The following is a 23,700-nucleotide window of genomic DNA, read 5'->3' on the forward strand; positions in this document are numbered from 1 at the left end:
ATCGAGTCACGCTTTGAGCCGCCAAACGCCGAACCACGACAATCTATTCCTGCGCTGCTATGCCAACCTACGCCGTCGCTCGCTGACTCTGGCCGGGGCGATGCCGCTGATGGTGATTGCCCCGCTGCTGCTCATGCTGATTCTGGTTCTCTGGCTGGGCAAGGTGCAGCTGCAGCAGGATGTTGCGCAGCAGGCCGACCGCGTCGGTAGCGCACTGGCACGCCAGATTGCAGCAAGCGCTGCGGAACCACTGGCAGCCGAAGACCGACTGAGCCTGAACATTCTGCTGGCCCAGTGGAACCAGAACCCGATGATTGCCCACGTCAGCCTTTACTCACCGGGTAACCGGCTGATCGCCGAGGCCGGCAGTGAACCGCCGCGGCAGCAGCGGGCACCGGGCCAGGGCAACTACATTGCAGCAGTTCACCTGCAGGACCAGCTTACTGGTCAAGTGCAGCTGACGTTGGCCGCCACGCCATTCATCCTGCCCGCTAATCTGCTGCTGGAACGCATGATCTGGGGGCTATTACTGGTCGGTTGCGGCGCGGGCCTGCTTGCATGGCACCGCGGGCGTGAGCTGTCACGCCAACTGGAAGCACTCGCCCTTTGGGACGCCACGCCCAGCTATCCGGCACCAGCTTGCACCCGCAGCGATGAACTCGGCGCGCTGTCACGGGCTCTGCTCAGCAACCGCGGCCTGACGCCACCGGAACCCGAGCCTGAGCCTGAACCGGAGGACGTAACGACGCCGATGCCGGAGGTTCCCAGTTTCGAGACTGACGCCATCCCGGTGCTCCAGCCAGAACAGCAAATCGGTGCTGACGAGCCCCCCCAGGATGAGCCGGCCCAGCAAGAAGCAGTAGACGTAGCGGCCGACTCGTCCAGCGACACAACCGAATCGCTGGACGAGACGGCAGCAACTGAGCCGCAGGATAGTAACCCCGCGGAGGAGCGCGTCCAGAAGCAGGCCATGCTGGCGGTACGCCTCGGTAACCACGACGCGCTGCGCCGATTGCCGCGTGAGCGCCTGATGCAACTGCTCGAGCGCTATCGTCAGCAAGTTCAGCATGCTTGCCAGCTGTACGGCGGCGAGCAACACACGCTGCACGACGGCACCAGCATCGCGCTGTTCAGGGACAGTACCGGTGACGGTTCGGAGCTAAAGCATGGCCTGTGCTGCGGGGAGTTGCTGCGTGTGCTCGGCCACGATCTGCAGATTGAGATTGCCGACACGGGTATCGCGCTGCACATGCAGCTGGCGCTCGGCCACGCCAGCGGACTGGATGGCCTGGACGATGAGACGCTGGGGCAGCATGAAGCCTGTCAGCGCGTTATAGAGCACCTGCAGCACAGCCGCAACCTGCTGCTGGTGGACGCCGAGCTGGCAGCCAGCGAAGCACTTTCCCACTGCGCTTCAACACGCCGCCTGGCAAGCCAGCCCGGCACCTTCTGCATCGAGCGCCTGCTGGAACCCTATCAGTCCCTGCTGGAGCGGCAGCTCAGCTCACTGTACAACCAACGCCAGTCCTGAGACTGGCGCCGCTCCCCCCTAATCGGCAGCCGGCTCGGCAGCTGCCGCTGACGTCAGCTCCACTGCCACCGAGTCAACTTTCTGGAAGCCGCGTGGCAGCTTGTTGCCACGTCGACCGCGCTCGCCACTGTAATGCTCAAGGTCGGCTGACTTCAGCGTCAAGGTGCGCTTGCCGGCAGTCAACACCAACTGCGCACCCGGCGGCAGAACGGCTAGACCAGCGACAAACTCCTCGCGCATCTTCACCCGACCAGAAGGCAGGGAAATGATCTTGTTGCCCTTGCCCTTGGCAAGCTGAGGCAGATCCTTGAGTGGGAATACCAGCAGACGACCTTCGTTGGAAACCGCCGCCAGATGACTGCTCTGCGGATAGCGGACCGGCTGTGGCGAAAGGATTCGTCCGCCGTCCGGAATATTCAGCAGCGCCTTGCCGTTCTTGTTCTTGGCGAGCATGTCCTCACCCTTGACCAGAAAGCCGTAACCGGCATCCGACGCCAACAGATACAGGCCCTGCTCATCAGGCATCAGTACCGCATCAAACCCGGCCCCCGCCGGCGGACTGAAGCGACCGGTAAGCGGCTCGCCCTGGCCACGGGCGGACGGCAGGGTGTGAGCAGACAATGAATAGCTGCGGCCGGTACTGTCGATAAAGACTGCCTGTTGATTGGAACGCCCGCTCGCCTGTGCAAGATAACCGTCCCCCGCTTTGTAGCTGAGCCCCGTACCATCGACATCGTGCCCCTTGGCGCAGCGCACCCAGCCCTTTTCTGAGATCACGACCGTAACCGGCTCGGATGGCACCAGCTCGGTTTCCGACAGGGCCCGCGCTTCCTTGCGCTCGACCAGCGGCGAACGGCGCTCATCACCATAGGTCTCAGCATCAGCAGCCAACTCGTCACGTACCAGAGTACGCAGTTTGCGCTCATCTCCGAGGATCCCCTGCAGCTCATCACGCTCGTCGCGCAATGCATCCTGCTCGGCCCGGATCTTCATTTCTTCCAGTCGCGCCAGCTGCCGCAAACGGGTATCGAGAATGTAGTCAGCCTGCAGATCGCTGAGGTCGAACCGCGCGATCAGCTCCGCCTTGGGATGCTCTTCGGTACGGATGATATGGATGACTTCATCCAGATTGAGGAAGGCGACCAGCAAACCGTCCAACAGGTGCAGACGGGCCAAGACCTTATCCAGGCGGTACTGCAAGCGGCGACGCACCGTGGCAACACGGAACCCCAGCCACTCACTCAGCATGCCCCAGAGATCCTTCACCGCAGGCTTGCCGTCAGTACCGATGACGTTCATATTGACCCGGTAGCTGTGCTCCAGGTCGGTGGTCGCAAACAGATGCTGCATCAGATCGTCCAGATCGATCCGGTTGGAGCGCGGAACAATGACGATACGCGTCGGGTTTTCGTGATCGGATTCGTCGCGCAGATCGGCCACCATCGGCAGCTTCTTGTTCTGCATCTGCGCGGCAATCTGCTCCAGCACCTTGGCGCCAGACACCTGATGCGGCAGCGCAGTAATCACGATCTCACCGTCTTCCTTGCTCCACACCGCACGACAGCGCACCGAGCCGCGGCCGCTGGCGTACATCTTCAACAGGTCTTCCCGCGGGGTGATGATCTCGGCTTCAGTGGGGAAGTCCGGCCCCTGAATATGCTCCAGAATATCGTCCAGTCCGGCACCCGGATCGTCCAGCAGACGAATACAGGCCGCCGCCACTTCTTTCAGGTTATGCGGCGGGATATCGGTCGCCATACCGACCGCAATACCAGTCGTTCCGTTAAGCAGCAGATTGGGCAGGCGCGCCGGCAAAACCATGGGTTCTTCCATGGTACCGTCGAAGTTCGGCTGCCAATCGACCGTGCCTTGTCCCAACTCGGATAGCAGCACCTCGCTGTAACGCGCCAGGCGAGCCTCGGTGTAACGCATGGCCGCGAACGACTTGGGATCGTCCGGCGCGCCCCAGTTACCCTGCCCGTCCACCAGCGGATAGCGATAGGAGAATGGCTGGGCCATCAGCACCATGGCCTCGTAGCAGGCCGAGTCGCCGTGGGGGTGATACTTACCCAGCACGTCACCGACGGTACGGGCCGACTTCTTGTGCTTGGAGCTGGCCGAAAGGCCCAGCTCACTCATTGCATAAACGATACGACGCTGTACCGGCTTCAGGCCATCGCCGATATGCGGCAACGCCCGATCCATGATGACGTACATGGAATAGTTGAGATAGGCCTCCTCGGTAAAGGACGCCAGCGAACGTCGCTCGACGCCATCGAGGCTCAGGTCCAGTCCATCACTCATGCTTCTTCTCCACTCGGGCGGCTGCGCGCCATGCGCAGCCCGCCGGATAACTCATTGGTACTGTCGCAGCAGCAAATCACCGCCCTGCGAACGAAAATCCAGTTGCCTGAGCGCACTCATGCCCAGCAACACCTCGTCACCCGCCATACCGGGCACAATGCCCGCATCAACGTCGTGCAACAGAATGTCGCCCAGTTGCAGAGTCTGCAGGCGCGTGGCATAGCCCTCGGCTGTGCCGTTGGCGGTATCAACCATAAACTGTCGACCGCGCGACAGCCCCAGCTCATCGGCCAACGCAGCAGGAACCGCAACAAAGCTGGCACCGGTGTCCACCAGCAGCGTTACCGCCTTGCGATTGATCTGGCCGCGCAACAGGTAATGGCCCTGTCTGTTCGGTTCCAGCCGTACTTCAACCGCGCCGCCCAGCTGGCTGGAGGTCGGCTGCTGGTTGGGATTGCGCTGACGCTCCTCTACCCCACTGAACCAATAGGCGGCCAGCAGCAGCCCTGCCACCCAGGCCAGGATCATCATCCCGGTGCCCAGCTTGCGCTGTGAAGGAGGCAGAGGCTCGTTCACGGCTGATATCCCTCGCGCCAGTCATCCGGCAAGACAAAGTGAAACACCCAGGGACGCGTGTCCCCATCCGGGCGGCCGCGGTCATTGTTGTCCAGTCCGATAACGATGCCGTCATCGCCAATCATCAGCGCTTCAGCCAGGCCGAACGGAGCATCCGGGTAAAAATAGGGTTCGACCAGCACGCTTTGCGCAAAAGACCAGCAACGCTCGCGCTGCCCGGAAAGTGGGCTACGGCGACAAACCTGATGAGCATTGCGCTCCAGCGTCCACAGCCGCCCTTGCCAGTACACGACGTCAGAGAAATCCACCGGCATCACTTCACGGTTGAGAATACCGGGCCCGAACGGCTCGGTCGGCAGGAACCGCCGCTCAGCCAGCAGCACACAGCCGGCAAGCGGGCATTTCCACTCATCCCCCTGACGTTGCAGCTTGAGCAGCCCGCGTGCCTGACGCTCCGCTGCAAGCCAGAGCGTGCCCGCTTCCGCGTCGATCGCAATGCCTTCAGCCAACGCGTTGATTTGCTGCCACAGGCCACGCGACTCGCCTTCGGTGTACAGCGCCGAATCCAGCTTGAGCCATTCACCCGCCACTGGCTCGTCGGCCGAGGGTGGCAACCGCAACACGCCAAGTTGACTTTCGCTGACCAGATAGCGATTGCCATCACCATCGCAGGCCAGGCCTTCAAAATCCAGTGCCGGCCCGCTTAGCCCGCGTAACCAGGCCCCCGCCAGCAATTGCATTGGCAAACTCGACGGTGTTTCTGCTGGCAGCAAGAACGGCTCAATCTCCGCCTGATAACTGTCTTCAGTACGCTGCAACACAAACAGACTGGTATCTTCCCGGTCGGACACCGCCAGCAGGCGCCCATCACAGTGCTGCAGAGCGGAGAGATTGCCGCGCGGCATGCCATCCACCGGCAAAGCACGCTCTAGCTGCAGCTCAGGAGCACGTTCAAATGCCAGCGCTGCAGTGCTGAAAACCATCAGCGCTGCCGCCAGCAGACGGGAGCCACTCATCAAAGCAGCACCTCGGCAAGGTTGCCCTTGCTTTCCAGCCAGACCTTGCGATCGGAAGAACGCTTCTTCGCCAGCAGCATATCCATCAACTGCTCGGTGTCCTGCGTCTGATCAACGGTGAGCTGCACCAGCCGGCGAGTCTCCGGCGCCATGGTGGTCTCACGTAGCTGCAGCGGGTTCATCTCGCCCAGACCCTTGAAGCGGGTAACCTGAATCTTGCCGCGCTTGCCTTCAGCCTCAATGCGGTCGAGGATACCTTGCTTCTCGGCATCATCCAGCGCGTAGTAGACGTCCTTGCCGATGTCGATTCGGTAGAGCGGCGGCATGGCAACAAAGACATGGCCAGCCTCGACCAGCGGGCGGAAATGACGAACGAACAGCGCACACAGTAGCGTCGCGATATGTAGCCCATCCGAGTCCGCATCAGCCAAAATGCATATCTTGCCGTAACGCAGCTGGTCGAGGCTGGCTGCGCCCGGATCCACTCCGATGGCAACGGCAATATCATGTACTTCCTGCGAGCCCAGGACCTGATTGGATTCAACTTCCCAAGTATTCAGGATCTTACCGCGTAGCGGCATGATGGCCTGAAACTCCTTGTCGCGGGCCTGCTTGGCGCTGCCACCAGCCGAGTCACCCTCCACCAGAAACAGCTCGGAGCGCTTACTGTCCTGGCCGACACAATCGGCCAGCTTGCCGGGCAGTGCAGGCCCCTGGGTGATGCGCTTGCGCTCGATCTTCTTGCCCGCCTTGAGACGGCGACCAGCGTGACTGATCGCCATTTCGGCAATCAGCTGGCCGATCTCGGCGTGCTGGTTGAGCCACAGACTGAAGGCATCCTTGACCACACCGGACACAAAAGCAGCCGACTCACGGGACGACAGCCGCTCTTTGGTCTGACCGGAAAACTGCGCCTCGGCCATCTTCAGCGACAAAACGTAGCTAACGCGTTCCCAGATGTCCTCCGGAGCCAGCTTAAGGCCACGCGGCAGCAGGTTTCGGAACTCGCAGAACTCACGGATAGCTTCCAGCAGCCCGGCGCGCAAGCCATTAACATGAGTACCGCCCTGTGCGGTCGGGATCAGGTTGACGTAGCTTTCCTGCACCAGCTCGCCACCCTCCGGCAGCCAGAAAACAGCCCAGTCAACTGCTTCCTGTTTGGCGCTGAAGCTGCCAGCAAAGGGCTCTTCCGGCAACTTTGGCCACTCGGCACAGGCATCGACCAGGTAGTCGCGCAGACCATCCTCGTAATGCCAGCTGATCTTCTCGCCGGACTGGCGATCATCAAAATCAACTCGCAACCCCGGGCACAGCACGGCCTTGGCCTTGAGCAGGTGTTTGAGACGACTGACGCTGAATTTGGGTGAATCGAAGTATTTGCCATCCGGCCAGAAAATCACACTTGTGCCGGTATTGCGCTTGCCGACGGTGCCGATCACCTCCAGCTCACGAACCTTGTCACCGTGCTCGAAGGCCATGGCATATTCCTGCCCGTCGCGCTTGACCTTCACCTCGACTCGCAACGAGAGCGCGTTGACCACAGAAATACCAACCCCATGCAGACCGCCGGAGAACTGGTAATTTTTGTTCGAGAACTTGCCGCCGGCGTGCAGCCTGGTAAAGATCAGCTCAACGCCAGAGACTCCCTCTTCCGGGTGAATGTCCACCGGCATCCCGCGGCCGTCATCACTGACCTCCAGGGCGTTGTCCTGATGCAATACCACACTGATGGTGCGGGCATGCCCGGCAAGCGCTTCGTCGACACTGTTATCAATGACTTCCTGCGCCAGATGGTTGGGACGCGCTGTATCGGTGTACATGCCGGGGCGACGGCGCACCGGATCGAGGCCGCTGAGTACTTCAAGCGCATCCGCGTTATAGGTCGAATCAGACATGGTGTGAGCAGGTATCCTTCTTGAATTGCTTCAACGCCCACCCGCCTGCCTGACTGACTGACGCCGGCCATCGGAGTGAGCTTGCATGGGGTCACATAGTATCCGGCGGGCGGACTGCCTGCCACCGTCAGTGCGGCAGCAACTCAATAGCCCACCGCTCCCGGCTCGGGCAAAAACACCCCTTCGGGAAGACGGGAAACGGCCGTTTCGATGCGACCGTTGTCATACAGACGCATCCAGCGGTAGCCGGGTGCCAGCGTATCGGCAGCAAAATCGCTGCTGCCGGCAGCAAACTGGACGCAGGTAGAAGGCGTGGCCAACAGTCGCAGGTGACCCAGCTGCTGGTCGAAGTGCTGATGAATATGACCCCAGAGCACGACCTTTACTTCTGATCGATTCCGAATACGCTCAAGCAGATCCTGAGGATTAAGCAGTCCGATCGGCGCCATCCAGTCGCTGCCAATGTCAACCGGTTGATGGTGCAGGCAGACCATGACATGGCGCTCGCCTACCGAACTCAATGCGTCATCAACGATGGCCAGCTGGGAGGGCTCCAGACGGCCGGGCACGGCACCAAGGATACTGGTGTCAAGCATGACAATCCGCCAATTCCCCAAATCGACCCACGGCCGATTCAGACCCAGCGGATCGCCGATATGGCTCATCAGCTCAGCGTCATCATGATTACCGGGAATCCAGCAGCAGGGCGCTGGCAGACGCTGGCTGGCGGTGATAAAGCGACGGTAGGCCGCCTCACTGCCGTCTTGGGTAATGTCACCGGTGGCCAGCACCAGGTCCATTTCCGGCGTCTGCTCGAGCACCATATCGATTACGGCGTCCAGACTGGCCTGCGTATCGAGTCCGAGCAGATCACCGCCCACCTCGGCAAACAGATGACTGTCCGTCAACTGCACCACGCAGACGAAATCCGACCCTAACGACATTGTGCCCCCACTCATTGCTCCCTTGTTCTGGTGTAATCTTGGCCGTTGCTGCAGCAGGAATCCAGCGATTCGGTCACAGACCCTGACCGGCAAATGACAACGGCTGCGCGCTTTGTCCATAGCGCTGGCAATAGCCCAACCATTCGCCGAGGAACTGGTTCAGCTGAAATTTCTCATCCGGCTGCAGCATCTGCTCATTCGGATAGGGGTATACACCACGAAAGCGCCGTCTATTGTACGCTGCAACCACCTCAGCGAGCCCAGCATCGTGATACAGACGCACCTCCATGCTGGGCGGCGTTACCCAGTCCTGCTGACGCTCATGCGCCAGCTGCAGCGTTGAAGTATAGGGGCAACGCTCCAGCACGCGGATAACCAACGCCTGCACAGCGCCGTCACCAGCATCGACAACAATGCGGCGCTCATTTTCTTCATTCATTGATGACATCAGCTTGAGCAATTTCCAATAATTGCTCTCACACAGCGCCTGCAGACCGACCAGATCAACGTGATATCGAGGCTTGCGCAAAGTCATCATGGCTGTGGGTCCGCTTCGGCACGCAAGCGTTCCGCATGCAACTGCAGCCACTGCAACGCGATGATGCTGGCAGCATTGTCGATTCGACCAGTTTCGAGCGCCGCAACGGCCTCGACGCGCGGCCACAGGCTGACGCGGATATCCTCGCCTTCCTCGGCAAGACCGTGAATACCGCCAACGCCGCGGCTGTCGACCAGCGCACAGTACAGATGCACAAACTCGTCGCTGCCGCCGGGTGACGGGTAATAACGGATAATGGGGTGCAGCGAGCGCAGGGTCAGGCCAGCTTCCTCGTCAGCCTCGCGATGGGCAACCTCTTCCGGGGTTTCATCGGTATCGATCAGTCCGGCAACCAGCTCCAGCATCCAGGGATTGTCACTTTTCTCCAGCGCGCCGACACGCACCTGCTCGATTAGCACAACCTGATCCAGCCAGGGGTCGTAAGGCAGAACGCACACGGCATCGTGGCGCACGAACAGCTCGCGCCGTAGCACGGGTCCCCAGCCACCGTTGAACAGCCGGTGACGCAAATTGAGGACGTCGAGGCGATAGAACCCCTTGAAGCCGGTTTCCCGGCTGATGATGTCCACGTCATCGCGCGTAAAGGACAAAAGCACACTCCCCAGATCAGTCAGCTGCAGAGGGCAAGGCGCATGGCTGCCCCTGCAGGCTACAAGCAAAGCATAAATCCGCTCTGCTGCGCAGGCACAGGACAGAGCGAATAAGAGTCAGTCGCTTAAGCTCGCATATCTGACCGGCAGACGGCAAGGGTCCGGACGTGCCAGACCCGCAGCCGAAAGACGCGCGCGAAACGGATCAGTGCTTCCTTAAAGCTTGTGGTACAGCTGGGAGCCGGTAGTGCGGAACTCCTCCGACTTGGCCTTCATACCCTCTTCAACCGCCAGATCTACCGCGGCAATGCGCTGCTCGGCGGCGTACTCACGAACTTCCTGGGTAATTTTCATCGAGCAGAACTTGGGACCGCACATCGAACAGAAGTGCGCCACCTTGGCCGACTCCTTCGGCAGCGTTTCGTCGTGGTAGGCCCGTGCGGTATCCGGGTCGAGCCCCAGATTGAACTGATCTTCCCAGCGAAACTCGAAGCGCGCCTTGCTCAGGGCGTTATCGCGAATCTGCGCGCCCGGGTGCCCCTTGGCCAGATCGGCCGCGTGGGCGGCGATCTTGTAGGTAATAATGCCGGTCTTGACATCATCCCGGTTCGGCAGCCCGAGATGCTCCTTGGGCGTGACGTAGCAGAGCATGGCGCAGCCGAACCAGCCGATCATGGCAGCACCGATGCCACTGGTGATGTGGTCATAACCGGGCGCGATGTCAGTGGTCAGCGGGCCAAGGGTATAGAACGGTGCTTCGTCGCAGCATTCCAGCTGCTTGTCCATGTTCTCCTTGATCAGCTGCATCGGCACGTGACCCGGGCCCTCGATCATCACCTGCACATCGTGTTTCCAGGCAACTTTGGTCAGCTCTCCGAGGGTTTCCAGCTCACCGAACTGGGCTTCGTCATTGGCATCGGCAATGGAGCCGGGACGCAGGCCATCGCCAAGCGAGAAGCTGACGTCGTAGGCCTTCATGATTTCGCAGATGTCCTCGAAATGGGTGTAGAGGAAATTCTCCTGATGGTGCGCCAGACACCACTTAGCCATGATCGAGCCGCCACGCGATACGATGCCGGTAACCCGCTTGGCGGTCATCGGCACGTAGCGCAGCAACACACCCGCGTGGATAGTGAAGTAGTCCACGCCCTGCTCTGCCTGCTCGATCAGGGTGTCACGGAAAATCTCCCAGGTCAGATCCTCGGCGACACCGCCCACCTTCTCCAGCGCCTGATAGATCGGCACGGTGCCGATCGGTACCGGCGAGTTACGGATGATCCATTCACGGGTTTCATGAATATTCTTGCCGGTCGACAGGTCCATAACCGTGTCGGAGCCCCAGCGAATCCCCCAGGTCATCTTCTCGACTTCTTCTTCAATGGAGGAGCCTAGCGCCGAGTTACCGATGTTGCCGTTGATCTTCACCAGGAAGTTGCGGCCGATAATCATCGGCTCCAGCTCTGGGTGATTGATGTTGGCCGGAATGATCGCCCGCCCGCGAGCGATCTCTTCGCGCACGAACTCGGGGGTGATCTGCTGGGGAATGCCTGCGCCGAAACTGTGGCCGGCATGTTGCTCCTGGAGCAGCCCCGCCTCGCGCGCTTCCTGCAGCTTCATGTTCTCGCGAATCGCGACGTACTCCATCTCCGGCGTGATGATGCCACGGCGCGCGTAGTGCATCTGCGTCACGTTGCAGCCGGCCTTGGCGCGGCGCGGGGTACGCACGTGAGCAAAACGCATGTGATCAAGAGAACTGTCGGCTAGGCGTGAGGCACCAAAATCGGAAGTAAGGCCTGGCAATACCTCGGTATCACCGCGCTCGTCGATCCAAACACCACGCACGTCGGCGAGACCGGCACGCAGGTCAATGCTCGCCTGCGGATCGGTATAGGGGCCAGAGGTGTCATACACCAGCACGGGTGCATTGCTCTCACCGCCGAAATCGGTCGGTGTATCGGCCAGGCTGATCTCGCGCATGGGCACACGGATATCCGGGCGCGACCCGGTCACATAGATTTTGCGAGAATTGGGGAAGGGTTGGGTGGCAGCGCTATCGGCACCGGAGGTGGCGATGGCGGTATCAGGCAACTTGCTGTTCATTGTTGTGCTCCACTGCGTTGGGACGCGCAGGGAACCGAAAAGCCACGGCTGCGCCAGTCCTTGCGGACTCACGCTGGCCGTCTATCTCGATTCCTACGCCGGTGCTAGCCGGTTCAGGTTCAACGGGTATCATCTCAGCCCCCTGCAAGCAGGTGGCACCCCGTCAAGATGTCCGCACAGTCTAGAGATATGCTGCTGCCGTCTCAAGCCCACGACAGATATCCCTTTCCAACACTCAGAACAAAGCTCCCCGTGATGGCTGACAAAATCCGCGAAAACGTCAGCAAAAGTCGCTACAACAGATTGTTCCCAATTGTGTCACCCAAAGCAGCTTGACCCCGGCCCCCGAGCCTTTTAGCCTTGCCTGACCCCCTCTCATGCGAAGGATTTGTGCATGTTGCGCCCGCTTACCGTTGCACTGCTGCTGGCCGGTGTGTCCGCCCAGGCTGCCGCCAATACCGATCTGATGACCATCTACCAGCAAGCTGTGCTGAACAGCGCTGACCTGGCCGCTGCCGAAGCAGACGCAATGGCCCGACAGGAAGCGTTGCCACAGGCGCGCTCCCAACTGCTGCCAAACATTGGAGTAGCCGCTGGCGCCTCTCGCCAGGATCTGGAGATAGACAAGGTTGGTGGCGACGAGTACTCCACCCACTACTATCAGGCCAGCCTGACCCAGCCGTTGTTCCGCGCTGACCGCTGGTTCACTTACCAGGCAGCCAAGGCCGTCAGCCAGCAGGCCCAACTGGAGTTCTCTGCTACCCAGCAGAACCTTATCCTTGAGGTGTCGCAGGCCTACTTCAACGTCCTGCGGGCCTCCGACAATCTGGCAACCGCCAAAGCGGAAGAGAAAGCCTTCTCCCGTCAGCTTGAGCAAGCGCAGGAGCGCTTTGAAGTCGGCTTGTCAGCCCGTACCGACGTGCTGGAAGCACAGGCAGGCTACGACAGTGCGCGCGCCGCGAGATTGACCGCGCAAACCAATCTGGACGTCAGCTATCAGGCGCTGACCCGCCTGACTAATCAGGATTATGACAGCCTGTTCGGCATCAGCCACGAGCTGCCGATCCTGCCACCGACACCGGCCAGCATGCAGCAGTGGGTCGAAACGGCTGCCGAGCAGAACCTGACCCTGCAGGCCAGTCGTTACGCCATCGATAGCGCCGAAGATACTCTGCGCAGCAGCAAAGCCGGCTACGCCCCAGTAGTCGACGCGTTCGTGCGCTACAGCAACGACAACGGCGGTGCTTCCATCGCAGCAGCGGGTCAGAACAGCACCGATAGCGAGCTGACCAGCTTTGGCGTTGAACTCAGCATGCCACTGTTCACTGGCGGCCTGACGACCTCACGGGTTCGTGAGTCGACCTACCGCCTGACCCAAGCTGAGCAGAGCAGCGAGTCACAGCGCCGCCGCGTGGTTGAAAGTACCCGCAATCTGTATCGCACGGTTACCTCCAGCGTCGACGAGGTGGCCGCACGCCGCCAGGCTATTGTCTCAGCCAAGGCAGCGCTTGATGCGACCCAGACCGGCTATGAAGTAGGAACCCGCAATGTGGTTGACGTACTGGAAGCCCAGCGCAACCTGTTCCGCACCGTGCGCGACTACAACAACCTGCGCTACAACTACATCATCAACAACCTGAGCCTGAAACAAGCCGCAGGCACCCTGAGCCCGCAAGACCTGCAGGACCTGTCCCAGTGGTTGAACCCGAACTACGATCCGGATCGTGACTTCATCCCCGAGGCTACCGAAGAAGAAGCCCGGCAGATGTCGATGGGCGGCCGGCCACAGCAGCCGTCCGCACCGGCGAACGGCGACAGCAGCACGTTCTAGGTCCATCGTGCACAAACAAGAACAGCGCCCAAGGGCGCTGTTCTTGTTTGTGTTGCCAGATCAGCTCAACAGCCGCGCAATCCCCTCAAGCAGCCGCTCCAAAGCGCCCTGATTATCAGCCACCACAGCCTGTCCAGCCTGACCGGCACGTTGGCGAGCAGTATCCTGCTGCAGCCAATCCTGCACCGCAACCGCCAACGCGGTTTCGTCATCGACCACCTGCAACGCACCAGCCCCCTCCAGCAATTCGCTGATTTCGGTAAAGTTGAAACGATGCGGCCCAGACAGTACCGGCAGCCCCAACGCGGCTGGCTCCAGATAATTGTGCCCGCCGTTCGGCACCAGCGAACCACCAACAAAAGCCAAGTCAGCACAGGCGTAGAGAAACACCAGCTCGCCCATGGTGTCGCCGACCAACACCTGCTGATCCGCTGCGGGTAACGCCCCACTGCTACGCCGCACCATACCGAAACCAGCCTCACTGACCTGACGGGCGACCGAATCGAAACGCTCGGGGTGGCGCGGCACCAGAATCAGCAACGCATCAGGCAGGGCTTCCAGCACCCGGCGATGCGCTCGCAGTACCTGTTCATCCTCGCCCGCATGGGTGCTGGCCGCAATCCAGACAGGACGCTCACTGCCCCAGCGCGCGCGCAACTCCCGAGCCTGCTGCACCTGTGCGGGGTCCGGACGGAAATCGAACTTAATGCTTCCGGTGACCTGCATGTGCTCGCGAGCGACACCCAGCTCAACAAAGCGCAGGGCCTCTGCCTGACTCTGCACCGCCACCCAGTCCAGCGCAGAAAACATCGGCCGCACCAGCGCGCCAACACGCTGATAACCGCGCGCCGAGCGCGCAGACAGCCGAGCATTGGCCAGCACCAAAGGCACATGGGCCCGTTTGGCTTCGGCTACCAGATTTGGCCACAGCTCCGTCTCCATAATGATGCCCACCTTTGGCTGTAAACGGCGCAGCAGCCGGCGTTGCAACCAAGGCAGATCGTATGGCAGGTAAGCATGTCCCACCTGCCCGCCAAACAGCTTGCGAATCTGCTCTGAGCCGGTGGGCGTCATGCAGGTGATGGTAATCGGCAGTTGCGGGTAGCGCTCTAGCAGCTCTCGTACCATCGGCGCGGCGGCAATACTCTCGCCGACTGACACCGCGTGCACCCAGATGCCGCCGCGGCGAACATCACCACCCAGCGCAAAGCGCTCGGCCCAGCGCCGTGCGTACGCTGGGGCCTTGATCGCCCGGTACAACAGACGCAACAGAATCAGCGGCAGGCAGAAGAAGAAAAACAGGGTATAGAGACGACGGGCCATGAAAGCATCCTGTAGCAGCAAGGCGTCCGGTAGGGACTGCACTGAGGCAGCGCTGGGCTAGCGCTCAAGCATACATCTGACTGCGTTGCGCTGTTTGCCAATAGAACCACTATTGGCAAACAGCGCGCCGTGCATCTCCACGCTTGAGCACTCGCAGAGTACGTGTAGGGTTCATCAGCACTTCCATAGGGTAACAGATGTGACCCGCAGCGCCGGCAATGACTATACTAGAGGCCCTTTTTGACCTGAGCTGTGGGAGAACATGAGTACAACCCTGGACACCGATATCTGCATCATTGGCGGCGGCATCGCCGGGCTATGGCTCAACGCCCGCCTGCGCAAGGCTGGTTACTCGACCTTACTGGTAGAGCGCGGCGCCCTAGGCGGCGGCCAAAGTGTCAAATCCCAGGGCATCATTCATGGTGGCATCAAGTACGCGCTGGGCGGCAAGCTCAATGCAGCAACTGAAGCGATTGCCGATATGCCTTCCCGCTGGCGCGACTGTCTCGCCGGCACCGGCGAGCTCGACCTCAGCGGCGTGCGCGTTCTCTCACAGCATCACTATCTGTGGTCGCCGGGCAGCCTGATCAGTAATTTGGCCGGTTTTTTCGCCAGCAAGGCGCTGCGCGGCCGGGTTGATCAGCTCAAGGGCAAGGCGTTACCCACCGTTTTCAACGATCCCGGCTTCAAGGGCAAGGTCTATCAACTTGGCGAGCTGGTGCTGGATGTGCCTGACGTCATCCGGCGCCTGGCCGAGCTGGCTGGCGACAGCCTGCTCAGTGACAACAACCCGCACATCCTGCGTGACGACAATGGCGACATCGCCGGCGTGCAACTGGCCAATACCCGCATTCAGGCCCGCCGTTACGTGCTGACAGCCGGTGAGGGTACCGAAGCGCTGCTGCAGGACTGGGGCGTCAAAGAACCAGCCATGCAGCGCCGCCCACTGCAGATGGTCCTGGTCAAGGGCCCAGACCTGCCTCCGCTCTATGCACACTGCCTGGGTGCCAGCCCGAAACCCCGCCTGACGGTCACCACCCATCCCTGCGAAGATGGCCAGTGGTGCTGGTATCTGGGCGGCGAGCTGGCCGAGCAGGGAGTCAATCAGGCACCGGATCAACTGATTGAACAGGCCCGCCGCGAACTCGGTGAGTTGCTGCCGTGGATCGACCTGAGCGAATGTCAGTGGACCACCTTACCGGTCAACCGCGCCGAACCTGCCCAGAGCGGCTTGGTACGGCCTGATAACGCCTACGTTCAGCCGGTACGCAACGCGCTGATCAGTTGGCCTACCAAGCTGGCACTGGCACCCAACCTGAGCGACCTGATGATTCAGGAGCTGGAACGCCAGCAGGTTGCACCGGCATTGAGTCAGGCAACCACCGCAGACCTGCCCCGTCCGCGAGTAGCCGAACCGCTTTGGGATGTCTGTTTCCGATGAACAATCTGCAACCCTACTACCGCTCACTGGGCGATACCGGACTGCGCCTTTCGCCGCTGGGGCTCGGCACAGTCAAGATCGGTCGCAATCAGGGGGTCAAATACCCCAGTGGTTTCGAGCTGCCCGACGATGCTGCCGTCCAGAATCTCCTCGCGCAGGCTCGCGATCTGGGAATCAACCTGCTCGATACCGCCCCGGCCTATGGGACCAGCGAAGAACGCCTCGGCCCGCTGCTGAAAGGCCAGCGCGACAACTGGGTCATCTGCAGCAAGGTGGGTGAAGAGTTTGAGAACGGTGAGTCTCGCTTCGACTTCTCGGCGAGGCACACCCGCCAGTCCGTCGAGCGCTCATTGCGGCGGCTGGACACCGATCGGCTGGAACTGGTGCTAGTGCATTCCGACGGTAACGATCTCGAGGTACTGGAACAGGACGTCTACCCGACACTGGACCAGCTCAAGCGCGAAGGCCTGATTCTCGCTTACGGCTTCTCCGGCAAGACCGTTGAAGGCGGCCTGCGCGCCCTGCAGCAAGGTGACTGCGCCATGGTGACCTACAATCTGCGCGAGCAGACCGAACGCGCAGTGCTCGACTTCGCCCTGCAACACAACAAGGGCATCCTGATCAAAAAGGCGCTGGCCAGCGGGCACCTCTGCCTCGATGGCGAGGACCCGGTGCGCAAGAGCCTGGAACTGGTGCTCGGCCACCCCGGGGTCACCAGCGCCATTATCGGCACCATTACACCCAAACACCTTGCGCAGAATGTCAGCGCAGCACTGTCGGTACTGTCCAGCATGGAGTAAGGCATGACTCAGATTGTCGCTCGGAAGAATCCCGTTGCATTCAAGACCCAGGCCATTGCGGTTACCGCCAGCCCCGAGGTCCTGCGCTACGAGCCGGTCGGCAGCCCGCTGAGCTTTGACCAGATGCAACAGTTGCGAAAACCACTGCAGCTGGAGGACCCGCATCAATTTCAGACTACCCTGGCCAACCTCGGCGTTTCCGTCGACATCCGTCTGCACTGGCAACAACGCGACTTCCGCTTGCTGGTGCGCCAGGATCGCCCGGACCACGGCGACCAAGTGCTCAAGCTACTGTCCGGCTACGTACCCTCACACGAACTGCGCGTCCCCCTGCTGACCGTAATGACCGAAATTGCCGAAGAGCTGCTGATAGAGGGCAGCGCTGGCTGGCTGCAAGGTCGTTATCAGGACACCTGGCTGCCCGAGCCCTACGCCGATAGCCTGATACGGGACGAGGAACGCCACTTTACACTGACCACCCGGTCCGGCAACGCGCGGCCAGTGCTGTGTCGAGAACTGAACCTGCTGGAGCGGCCACGTGCGTATGTGCATTTGCCTACCAGCTCGCTGCAACTGGTCTACCGGATGGAACTGACCCTGCCGGAGGACATTGAAAGCCCGTCGCTGCTGCACGCCGACGAATTTCTCGATCAGGACAGCGGCGAGTTAATCGCCCGCATGGATCATCAGCGCCCTGAACTGTTCCTTGCTGAATACCGGGATGCCGAGCCGACGGGCGAGCTGTATCACCTGCAGCGCGGAGAGCTGGTTGCACAACCGGCTGCCGGACTGCTACTCAGTGAGGCCTTTGCGCCGCAGCAGGGCTGGCTGGTGGCCGCAGCCAATTGCCCGCTGCAACAAGGCCTGGCACGAGACTGACAGCGCCCAATCCAGGCGCGGGAGGCTTAACCTTCCCCGCGCTCGCGGATTTTCTCAACAATGGCAGTGGTCGAGCAGCTCTCGACGAAGTTGAGCACCTTCACTTCACCACCGTAGGCCTGCACGATCTGTCCGCCGACCACCTGATCAACGCTGTAGTCACCGCCCTTGACCAGCACATCCGGTTTGACCTGTTCCAGCAGACGCTCGGGTGTGTCTTCGCTGAAGCTGATCACCCAGTCAACGGCACCGAGACCGGCCAGTACTGTCATCCGCCGCTCAACGCTGTTAATCGGGCGCCCTGGCCCCTTCAGACGAGTAACCGAAGCATCATCGTTGATCGCCACAATCAACCGGTCTCCCAGTGAGCGTGCTTCTTCCAGATAGCCGACGTGTCCCGCGTGGATGATGTCGAAGCAACCATTGGTAAAGACGACCTTTTCGCCGTGGGCGCGGGCATCTTCAAGCGCCTGCAACAGTTGTTCGACACCCAGCACACCGCGACCACTGCCCTGCTCCTGCTGCACCGCACGGCGCAGCTCTGGGGCACTGATCGCAGCGGTCCCCAGCTTGCCGACCACGATACCTGCAGCCAGGTTCGCCAGCGCCACCGCCAGCGGCAAGTCCTCGCCCGCCGCAAGGCCTGCGGCCAGAGTAGAAATCACCGTATCGCCAGCCCCGGTCACGTCAAACACTTCGCGCGCGCGCGCCGGCAGATGCAGTGCGCCTTCCCCCTTACGCAGCAGGGTCATACCTTGCTCGCTACGGGTGACCAGCAGCGCTTCCAGTTCCAGCTCATCTATCAGAGCCAGACCTTTTTCAACCAGTTCCTGTTCGCTGGCGCAATGACCAACGACCGCCTCAAACTCGGATAGGTTCGGAGTGATCAGGCTTGCTCCCCGGTAGATCGAAAAATCGCTACCTTTGGGGTCAGCCAGCACCGGGACACCACGCTCACGTGCCGCAGCGATCAGCGCCTGATGGTTAACCAGCGCGCCCTTGCCGTAGTCTGACAAAATCATCACGCGAACCCGATCCAGCAGGCCGCTGACCGATGCCAGCAAGGCGTCGGCGTCAGTCTCGAAACGCTCTTCAAAATCCAGACGAATGAGCTGCTGATGACGGCTCATGACCCGTAGCTTGGTAATGGTTGGCAGCGTCTCGTGCTGCTGGAAATCGCAGTAAACACCTGCGGCATTGAGACGTTGCTGCAAACTGTGGGCAGCTTCATCCTTGCCGGTGACACCAACCAGCCAGGCCGGCGCGCCCAACGCGGCGATATTCAGCGCCACGTTACCCGCCCCACCGGGGCGGTCTTCAATCTGGTCGACCTTGACTACCGGTACCGGTGCCTCCGGCGAAATGCGATTGGTCGGCCCATGCCAGTAGCGATCCAGCATGACGTCCCCCACCACTAGGACCGGCGCAGAATCAAATCGGGGCATGCTCAGTTTCATTGTTTCGCCTACCTGTTTCAGCAACGCGCGCCGAAGCGCACGCAGAAATTAGTGTTGTTCGTCACTCTCTTCCTCGAACTGCATACTGTGCAGCCGAGCGTAATAACCGTTGAGCGCCAGCAGCTCGCTGTGGGTTCCGCGTTCAACGATCTGGCCCTGATCCATGACCATGATGACATCCGCCTTTTCGATGGTCGAAAGACGGTGCGCGATCACCAGCGTAGTCCGCCCCTCCATCACATGATCCAGTGCGCCCTGAATATGGCGCTCGGACTCGGTGTCTAGCGCCGAGGTCGCCTCATCGAGAATCAGCACCGGCGCATCCTTGAGCAGGGCACGGGCAATCGCCAGGCGCTGACGCTGCCCACCGGACAGCAGCACGCCGTTCTCGCCCACCAGGGTGTCAAATCCCTGAGGCATTACTTCGATAAACTCCTTGGCATACGCTGCTTGCGCGGCGGAAACCACTGCCTCACGCGGAGCGTCTGCTAGATCACCATAGGCAATATTGTTGGCGACGGTGTCATTGAACAGGGTGACATTCTGGCTCACCAGAGCAATCTGGCGACGCAGGCTGCGCAGGGTAATATCCTGAATGGGCGTACCATCAAGCAGGATGTCCCCCTCCGAGTGATGGTAGAAACGCGGGATCAGGTTAGCCAGCGTCGACTTGCCGCTGCCTGAGCGGCCAACCAGCGCGACCATCTGACCGGGCTCGACACTGAAGCTGATATCCCTGAGCACCGGTTTATCAGTATCCGGATAACTGAATGACAGATTGCGCACTTCAATACGCCCCTGTGTCCGCCCGATATCCTGGTGGCCGGTATCCACTTCAGGGTCTTCGTCCAGTTGCTCGAACACGCTCTCGGCGGCCGCAATCCCCTTCTGAATGTTGGCACTAACTTCGGACAGCTGACGGATCGGCTTTGGCAACAGGCCAGCCGCCGTAATGTAGGCAACCAGGTCACCCGCCGTTGCATCGCCACGCAGAAACAGCACGAGGAACATCACGGTGGCCATCGCACTGTAAGTCACCAGTTGCAGTGACGGCGTGAACACCGCCCCCGTGCGCACCATCTTCAGGCCGCGCTGTCGGTTTTCAGTGCTGGCCTTGAGAAATCGGTCAGACTCATAACGCTCGCCACCGAAGCTGCGCACCACCCGGAAGCCGGAGATCGTTTCGGACGTCACGTGGGTCACATCCCCCATCGCGGTCTGGATCTTCTTGCTTTGCTTGCGAAATTTCTTGCTTGCGCTGGTGACCATCAAGCCGATAACCGGAAGAATTGCGATCAGAACCAGCGTCAACATCCAGTTCATCCACAACAGATAGGCGAACAGAAAGATCACCGTCATCCCTTCCCGAAACACCACCTTGATTGCGTCAGTAGCCGCGCCTGTCACCATGGTGACATTGAAGGTAATGCGGGAAACAAGATGGCCCGAGTTGTGCTGATCAAAGTAACGATTGGGCAGCGTCAGCAGATTGTTGAACAACGCGATGCGCAGGTCGTGTACCACACCCAGCGAGACCTTGGCGATGAAGTAATTACCCAGATAGGAGCCGACCCCCTGATAGAAGGCAATCCCCACAATGAACGCAGGAAACCCCCAGATCAGCGGTACACCGAGGAACATCGCGTTCTCACCGCTCTGCAGTCCATCGACAAAATACTTCAGCATCCAGGCCATCGCCGGCTGAGCGGAGGCAAAGACCGCGAAGCCAATGATGCTCAAGGCAAAGGCCTTCCAATAGGGTTTTACGTAGCCAAGCAGGCGCGCGTATATGCGCACGCTCGAGCGGGCAAAGCTTTCTTTGGCAGCGTCAGTCATGTGACCTTCAGTAGGTAAAACGAGTGCGCTGCAGTCTACCACAAGCTCCGAGAAGCAAAGCTTGCGAGCTGAAAGTACGATAGAATTCGGGTTTTTCAGCTGGAAAAGCATGATGCAGCTACTAAGTGAAGAGCAGTTTGAGTCGTGGCGCCTGGATGCACGCGTTCTTGAAAAGGATCGCTACGGAGAAAAGGTGCTGCTACTGAGCGACGGCACCATGCTCAAGCTTTTTCGCCGCAAGAGCTGGTTCTCGAAGACGCTGTTCTTCCCGCCTGCCGAACGCTTTGCAGCTAACGCTGCTGCGCTGCGCAAGCTTGACGTCCCCTGCCCGCAGGTAATTTCCACCTACAAGCTGCTGACCCCCTACCGAAGCGTGGTTCACTACCACCCTCTTGCTGGCGAAACTCTGCGTAGCCTGCTCAAGACTGACCCCTCGCTGGATCAGCAACACCTATTCGCGCAACTGGCTTCCTTTATAACCTCACTGCACGACAAGGGTGTCTATTTTCGCTCCTTACACCTCGGCAATATCGTGCTCACACCTGATGGCCAGCTCGGTCTGATCGACATCTCAGACCTGCGTTGCTTGGGCAAGTCGCTCAACCGCAACATGCGCAAACGCAATTATCGCCACCTGTTACGGTATGACAGTGACTTTTCCTTGGCCATCCCCGCAGCTCGAGACTTGCTACGCGAACACCACTGAACGAGATAGAAGCTCATGCTTAACAATTTCGCTGAACTTAAAGAATTTTGACATGCTGAATTGCTTGGCGAAGACAAGAAGATTTCCTGGCTAAAGATCCTTCGCCGGGTGAATCGCAGCAATCCGCACAACTGTCTCTTTTGGCTGCGCCTTTCCCAATACCTATACAACAAGAAAAACCGGACAGTGAAATCCTAGGGAAAGCGAATCAACAAGTCCCTCGTGAGAAAGTTCGGCGTCGAAATCACTCTCGGCGCCGAAATCGACAAGGGACTCTGGCTCGGACACCCGACGGCCATTGTCGTGTTCTCCGGCTTGAGAATGGGGAAGAACTGCTCAATACGCTAATGCACAACCATTGGCAGCTCAAGGCCCGGGAGTAAAGGGATCAGCATCGGCGACAGCGTTTCCATCGGCGCTAACAGCTGCATCATCGGAGACGGCCTACGAATAGGCAATAACGTCAATATTGGCGCCATGAGCTTCGTAAACAAAGATATTCCAGATAACAGCGTTTACATCACCCACAAAGAGAACAGCATTCGGCCCAAGTGATAAGCCTGCACCTGGCCTAGGTGTTATATTGCCCAGGCCAAGCGCCTTTCAGATACATTACAGCAGAAGAGACCACTCAACAGGAGTTCCTTTCGCGGCGTCTTTCGATATTCGCCGACCCAGCAGCGTTTCGTAGTACTTCGGCGGCAGACCATGCCCCGGTCGAATTCGTCGCAAGTTATCTGCGGTAAACACGTCCCCAGCTTTCATATCCTCACCGATGTACAGCGAACGCCGCCGTGTAACAGCAACTTTCTCTGCATCTGTCGGTCCGTATTTAATGCTCCCCAAGGCTTCCCATGCGCGAGCCGTTTCTTCTACAAGCGTCTTCAACTCCGCCGGCTCAAGTGAAAAGGCAGAGTCAACACCTCCGTCAGCACGACTCAAAGTAAAGTGCTTCTCTATGACAGTCGCTCCCATGGCAACGGCTGCGATAGCTGCGCCCACACCCATCGTGTGATCTGAAAGCCCGATATTACAGCCAAACAAGTCGCGCATATGCGCGATTGTTCTGAGGTTGGTATTCGAGGGAGAGGCAGGATAAGTACTGGTACACTTGAGTAAAACCAGCTCTTGGCAACCAGCAGAGCGAGCGGCCTCAACCGCGTCATTAATCTCGGAAAGACTGGCCATGCCTGTCGAGATGATTACCGGCTTCCCTGTGGCTGCCACGCGTTTGATCAAGGGCAAGTCAATGCACTCAAACGACGCTATCTTGTAACACGGCACATCAAGCGACTCGAGAAAATCGACCGCGCTTTCATCAAAAGGAGAGCTGAAGCACACCATTCCCCGCTCAGCTGCGCGATCCATGATCGGCTTGTGCCATTCCCAAGGCGTACACGCCTTCTGATACAGAGCATACAAATTTTGCCCAGCCCATAAGGAGTTAGGATCAGAGATATTAAACTCACCCTCCTTAACGTCCAGCGTCATGGTCTCCGCTGTAAATGTCTGCAGCTTGATCGCATGTGCACCCGCCTCCGCAGCAGCATCGACAATCTCAAATGCGCGCTCAAGCGACTGGTTGTGATTGCCCGACATCTCCGCAATGATAAAGGGTGGGCGCGCAGCGGAAAACATAGAGTCACCTATTTCCATTATGAACCTGACGCGGCGTTGAAGAACTCAATAATACGAGAAAGCGTCGAAAGCTTTTCGACCTCGTCATCGGAAACAGAAACACCAGTGAGGTCCTGCAGTTCCAACAACAAATTGAACGAGTCGAGGCTATCCAGGCCTTGCTCTGCAAGGCTCACCTCCGGATTCAAATCAAAAGCCGACCCTTCAATCGCAGCGGCCTTCATTGCTGCGTCGATAGTAGAGATATCAATCATAAAAACTCCAAAAATTTCAC

The 23,700-nt window shown here is 59.7% G+C and carries 19 protein-coding genes and 1 riboswitch; of the genes, 6 read left to right on the plus strand and 13 right to left on the minus strand.

The annotated features are described in order from the left end of the window. The first annotated feature begins 13 nt into the window (after positions 1-13). A complete protein-coding gene (locus tag ACKPCU_RS16710) occupies positions 14-1,531 on the plus strand; it encodes a histidine kinase (protein WP_321348442.1) in 1,518 nt (505 codons plus the stop codon). Positions 1,532-1,549: 18 nt separating this feature from the next. Here the strand turns inward: ACKPCU_RS16710 and parC are convergent, their stop codons facing one another. The 8 genes from parC to thiC all read right to left on the minus strand — a co-directional run bounded on the left by parC (position 1,550) and on the right by thiC (position 11,515). Continuing rightward, positions 1,550-3,835 carry a DNA topoisomerase IV subunit A gene (parC, locus tag ACKPCU_RS16715; protein WP_321348444.1) on the minus strand — a complete coding sequence of 762 codons (2,286 nt, stop codon included), beginning with the start codon at positions 3,833-3,835 and terminating at the stop codon, positions 1,550-1,552. Between the two features lie 51 nt (positions 3,836-3,886). Beyond that, on the minus strand, positions 3,887-4,366 hold the full coding sequence (locus tag ACKPCU_RS16720; RefSeq protein ID WP_104737484.1) for a retropepsin-like aspartic protease family protein: 480 nt from the start codon (positions 4,364-4,366) through the stop codon (positions 3,887-3,889). A 41-nt stretch (positions 4,367-4,407) separates the two neighbouring features. Continuing rightward, complete coding sequence (locus ACKPCU_RS16725) at positions 4,408-5,427, minus strand: SdiA-regulated/phytase-like domain-containing protein (protein WP_321348448.1); 1,020 nt, start codon at positions 5,425-5,427, stop codon at positions 4,408-4,410. Beyond that, positions 5,427-7,322, minus strand: a complete 1,896-nt coding sequence (parE, locus tag ACKPCU_RS16730) for a DNA topoisomerase IV subunit B (RefSeq protein WP_104737319.1) — start codon at positions 7,320-7,322, stop codon at positions 5,427-5,429. The genes ACKPCU_RS16725 and parE overlap by 1 nt, the downstream gene beginning before the upstream one ends. A gap of 143 nt (positions 7,323-7,465) precedes the next feature. Further along, on the minus strand, positions 7,466-8,266 hold the full coding sequence (gene cpdA, locus ACKPCU_RS16735; RefSeq protein WP_407651769.1) for a 3',5'-cyclic-AMP phosphodiesterase: 801 nt from the start codon (positions 8,264-8,266) through the stop codon (positions 7,466-7,468). Between the two features lie 73 nt (positions 8,267-8,339). After that, on the minus strand, positions 8,340-8,801 hold the full coding sequence (locus ACKPCU_RS16740; RefSeq protein WP_321351867.1) for a DUF1249 domain-containing protein: 462 nt from the start codon (positions 8,799-8,801) through the stop codon (positions 8,340-8,342). Next, positions 8,801-9,415: an NUDIX domain-containing protein gene (locus ACKPCU_RS16745; RefSeq protein ID WP_321348452.1), complete on the minus strand. Its 615-nt coding sequence runs from the start codon at positions 9,413-9,415 to the stop codon at positions 8,801-8,803. The genes ACKPCU_RS16740 and ACKPCU_RS16745 overlap by 1 nt, the downstream gene beginning before the upstream one ends. 216 nt (positions 9,416-9,631) lie before the next feature. Continuing rightward, positions 9,632-11,515 (minus strand): phosphomethylpyrimidine synthase ThiC, encoded by a 1,884-nt coding sequence (thiC, locus tag ACKPCU_RS16750; protein ID WP_321348454.1) that lies wholly within the window; start codon positions 11,513-11,515, stop codon positions 9,632-9,634. A gap of 73 nt (positions 11,516-11,588) precedes the next feature. Next, positions 11,589-11,688: riboswitch (TPP riboswitch) on the minus strand. 221 nt (positions 11,689-11,909) lie between these two features. Between thiC and ACKPCU_RS16755 the strand changes: the two genes are divergently transcribed. After that, the gene (locus tag ACKPCU_RS16755) at positions 11,910-13,346 is read left to right on the plus strand and encodes a TolC family outer membrane protein (protein ID WP_321348456.1); all 1,437 of its coding nucleotides are present in this window, start codon (positions 11,910-11,912) and stop codon (positions 13,344-13,346) included. A gap of 60 nt (positions 13,347-13,406) precedes the next feature. On the opposite strand, the gene waaA is transcribed toward ACKPCU_RS16755, so the two are convergent. Beyond that, a complete protein-coding gene (waaA, locus tag ACKPCU_RS16760; protein ID WP_321348459.1) occupies positions 13,407-14,669 on the minus strand; it encodes a lipid IV(A) 3-deoxy-D-manno-octulosonic acid transferase in 1,263 nt (420 codons plus the stop codon). 262 nt (positions 14,670-14,931) lie between these two features. On the opposite strand from waaA, the gene ACKPCU_RS16765 reads away from it, so the two are divergent. The 3 genes from ACKPCU_RS16765 to ACKPCU_RS16775 are packed head-to-tail and all read left to right on the plus strand — an operon-like array spanning position 14,932 to position 17,789. After that, entirely contained in the window at positions 14,932-16,110 is a 1,179-nt protein-coding gene (locus ACKPCU_RS16765) for an FAD-dependent oxidoreductase (RefSeq protein WP_321348462.1), read from the plus strand. Beyond that, positions 16,107-16,910 (plus strand): aldo/keto reductase, encoded by an 804-nt coding sequence (locus ACKPCU_RS16770; protein WP_321348463.1) that lies wholly within the window; start codon positions 16,107-16,109, stop codon positions 16,908-16,910. The genes ACKPCU_RS16765 and ACKPCU_RS16770 overlap by 4 nt, the downstream gene beginning before the upstream one ends. A 3-nt stretch (positions 16,911-16,913) precedes the next feature. Continuing rightward, positions 16,914-17,789 carry a metal ABC transporter ATPase gene (locus ACKPCU_RS16775; RefSeq protein ID WP_321348465.1) on the plus strand — a complete coding sequence of 292 codons (876 nt, stop codon included), beginning with the start codon at positions 16,914-16,916 and terminating at the stop codon, positions 17,787-17,789. A gap of 26 nt (positions 17,790-17,815) precedes the next feature. On the opposite strand, the gene hldE is transcribed toward ACKPCU_RS16775, so the two are convergent. Both hldE and msbA read right to left on the minus strand, forming a co-directional pair. Next, a complete protein-coding gene (gene hldE, locus ACKPCU_RS16780; RefSeq protein WP_104737329.1) occupies positions 17,816-19,246 on the minus strand; it encodes a bifunctional D-glycero-beta-D-manno-heptose-7-phosphate kinase/D-glycero-beta-D-manno-heptose 1-phosphate adenylyltransferase HldE in 1,431 nt (476 codons plus the stop codon). 48 nt (positions 19,247-19,294) lie between these two features. Further along, positions 19,295-21,082 carry a lipid A export permease/ATP-binding protein MsbA gene (gene msbA, locus ACKPCU_RS16785; protein WP_321348468.1) on the minus strand — a complete coding sequence of 596 codons (1,788 nt, stop codon included), beginning with the start codon at positions 21,080-21,082 and terminating at the stop codon, positions 19,295-19,297. Positions 21,083-21,191: 109 nt separating this feature from the next. Here msbA and ACKPCU_RS16790 point away from each other — a divergent pair, with 109 nt between their 5' ends. Beyond that, positions 21,192-21,788: a lipopolysaccharide kinase InaA family protein gene (locus ACKPCU_RS16790; RefSeq protein WP_321348470.1), complete on the plus strand. Its 597-nt coding sequence runs from the start codon at positions 21,192-21,194 to the stop codon at positions 21,786-21,788. A 612-nt stretch (positions 21,789-22,400) separates the two neighbouring features. Here ACKPCU_RS16790 and pseI read toward each other — a convergent pair. Then, positions 22,401-23,444: a pseudaminic acid synthase gene (gene pseI, locus ACKPCU_RS16795; RefSeq protein ID WP_104737334.1), complete on the minus strand. Its 1,044-nt coding sequence runs from the start codon at positions 23,442-23,444 to the stop codon at positions 22,401-22,403. Continuing rightward, positions 23,444-23,680, minus strand: a complete 237-nt coding sequence (locus ACKPCU_RS16800; RefSeq protein ID WP_104737335.1) for an acyl carrier protein — start codon at positions 23,678-23,680, stop codon at positions 23,444-23,446. The genes pseI and ACKPCU_RS16800 overlap by 1 nt, the downstream gene beginning before the upstream one ends. Positions 23,681-23,700: the final 20 nt, after the last annotated feature.

This window comes from Halopseudomonas oceani, from assembly GCF_963677335.1.
GTDB classification, from domain to species: Bacteria; Pseudomonadota; Gammaproteobacteria; order Pseudomonadales; family Pseudomonadaceae; genus Halopseudomonas; species Halopseudomonas oceani.

Excerpts from the sequence above, each read along its gene's own strand:
- waaA (WP_321348459.1), bottom strand. The coding sequence starts at position 14,669 with ATGGCCCGTCGTCTCTATACCCTGTTTTTCTTCTTCTGCCTGCCGCTG.
- msbA (WP_321348468.1), bottom strand. The coding sequence starts at position 21,082 with ATGACTGACGCTGCCAAAGAAAGCTTTGCCCGCTCGAGCGTGCGCATA.
- ACKPCU_RS16790 (WP_321348470.1), top strand. The coding sequence starts at position 21,192 with ATGATGCAGCTACTAAGTGAAGAGCAGTTTGAGTCGTGGCGCCTGGAT.
- ACKPCU_RS16770 (WP_321348463.1), top strand. The coding sequence starts at position 16,107 with ATGAACAATCTGCAACCCTACTACCGCTCACTGGGCGATACCGGACTG.
- thiC (WP_321348454.1), bottom strand. The coding sequence starts at position 11,515 with ATGAACAGCAAGTTGCCTGATACCGCCATCGCCACCTCCGGTGCCGAT.
- ACKPCU_RS16720 (WP_104737484.1), bottom strand. The coding sequence starts at position 4,366 with ATGATGATCCTGGCCTGGGTGGCAGGGCTGCTGCTGGCCGCCTATTGG.
- ACKPCU_RS16800 (WP_104737335.1), bottom strand. The coding sequence starts at position 23,680 with ATGATTGATATCTCTACTATCGACGCAGCAATGAAGGCCGCTGCGATT.
- parC (WP_321348444.1), bottom strand. The coding sequence starts at position 3,835 with ATGAGTGATGGACTGGACCTGAGCCTCGATGGCGTCGAGCGACGTTCG.
- ACKPCU_RS16755 (WP_321348456.1), top strand. The coding sequence starts at position 11,910 with ATGTTGCGCCCGCTTACCGTTGCACTGCTGCTGGCCGGTGTGTCCGCC.
- cpdA (WP_407651769.1), bottom strand. The coding sequence starts at position 8,266 with ATGTCGTTAGGGTCGGATTTCGTCTGCGTGGTGCAGTTGACGGACAGT.
- ACKPCU_RS16765 (WP_321348462.1), top strand. The coding sequence starts at position 14,932 with ATGAGTACAACCCTGGACACCGATATCTGCATCATTGGCGGCGGCATC.
- hldE (WP_104737329.1), bottom strand. The coding sequence starts at position 19,246 with ATGAAACTGAGCATGCCCCGATTTGATTCTGCGCCGGTCCTAGTGGTG.
- ACKPCU_RS16725 (WP_321348448.1), bottom strand. The coding sequence starts at position 5,427 with ATGAGTGGCTCCCGTCTGCTGGCGGCAGCGCTGATGGTTTTCAGCACT.
- pseI (WP_104737334.1), bottom strand. The coding sequence starts at position 23,444 with ATGGAAATAGGTGACTCTATGTTTTCCGCTGCGCGCCCACCCTTTATC.
- ACKPCU_RS16740 (WP_321351867.1), bottom strand. The coding sequence starts at position 8,801 with ATGACTTTGCGCAAGCCTCGATATCACGTTGATCTGGTCGGTCTGCAG.
- ACKPCU_RS16775 (WP_321348465.1), top strand. The coding sequence starts at position 16,914 with ATGACTCAGATTGTCGCTCGGAAGAATCCCGTTGCATTCAAGACCCAG.
- parE (WP_104737319.1), bottom strand. The coding sequence starts at position 7,322 with ATGTCTGATTCGACCTATAACGCGGATGCGCTTGAAGTACTCAGCGGC.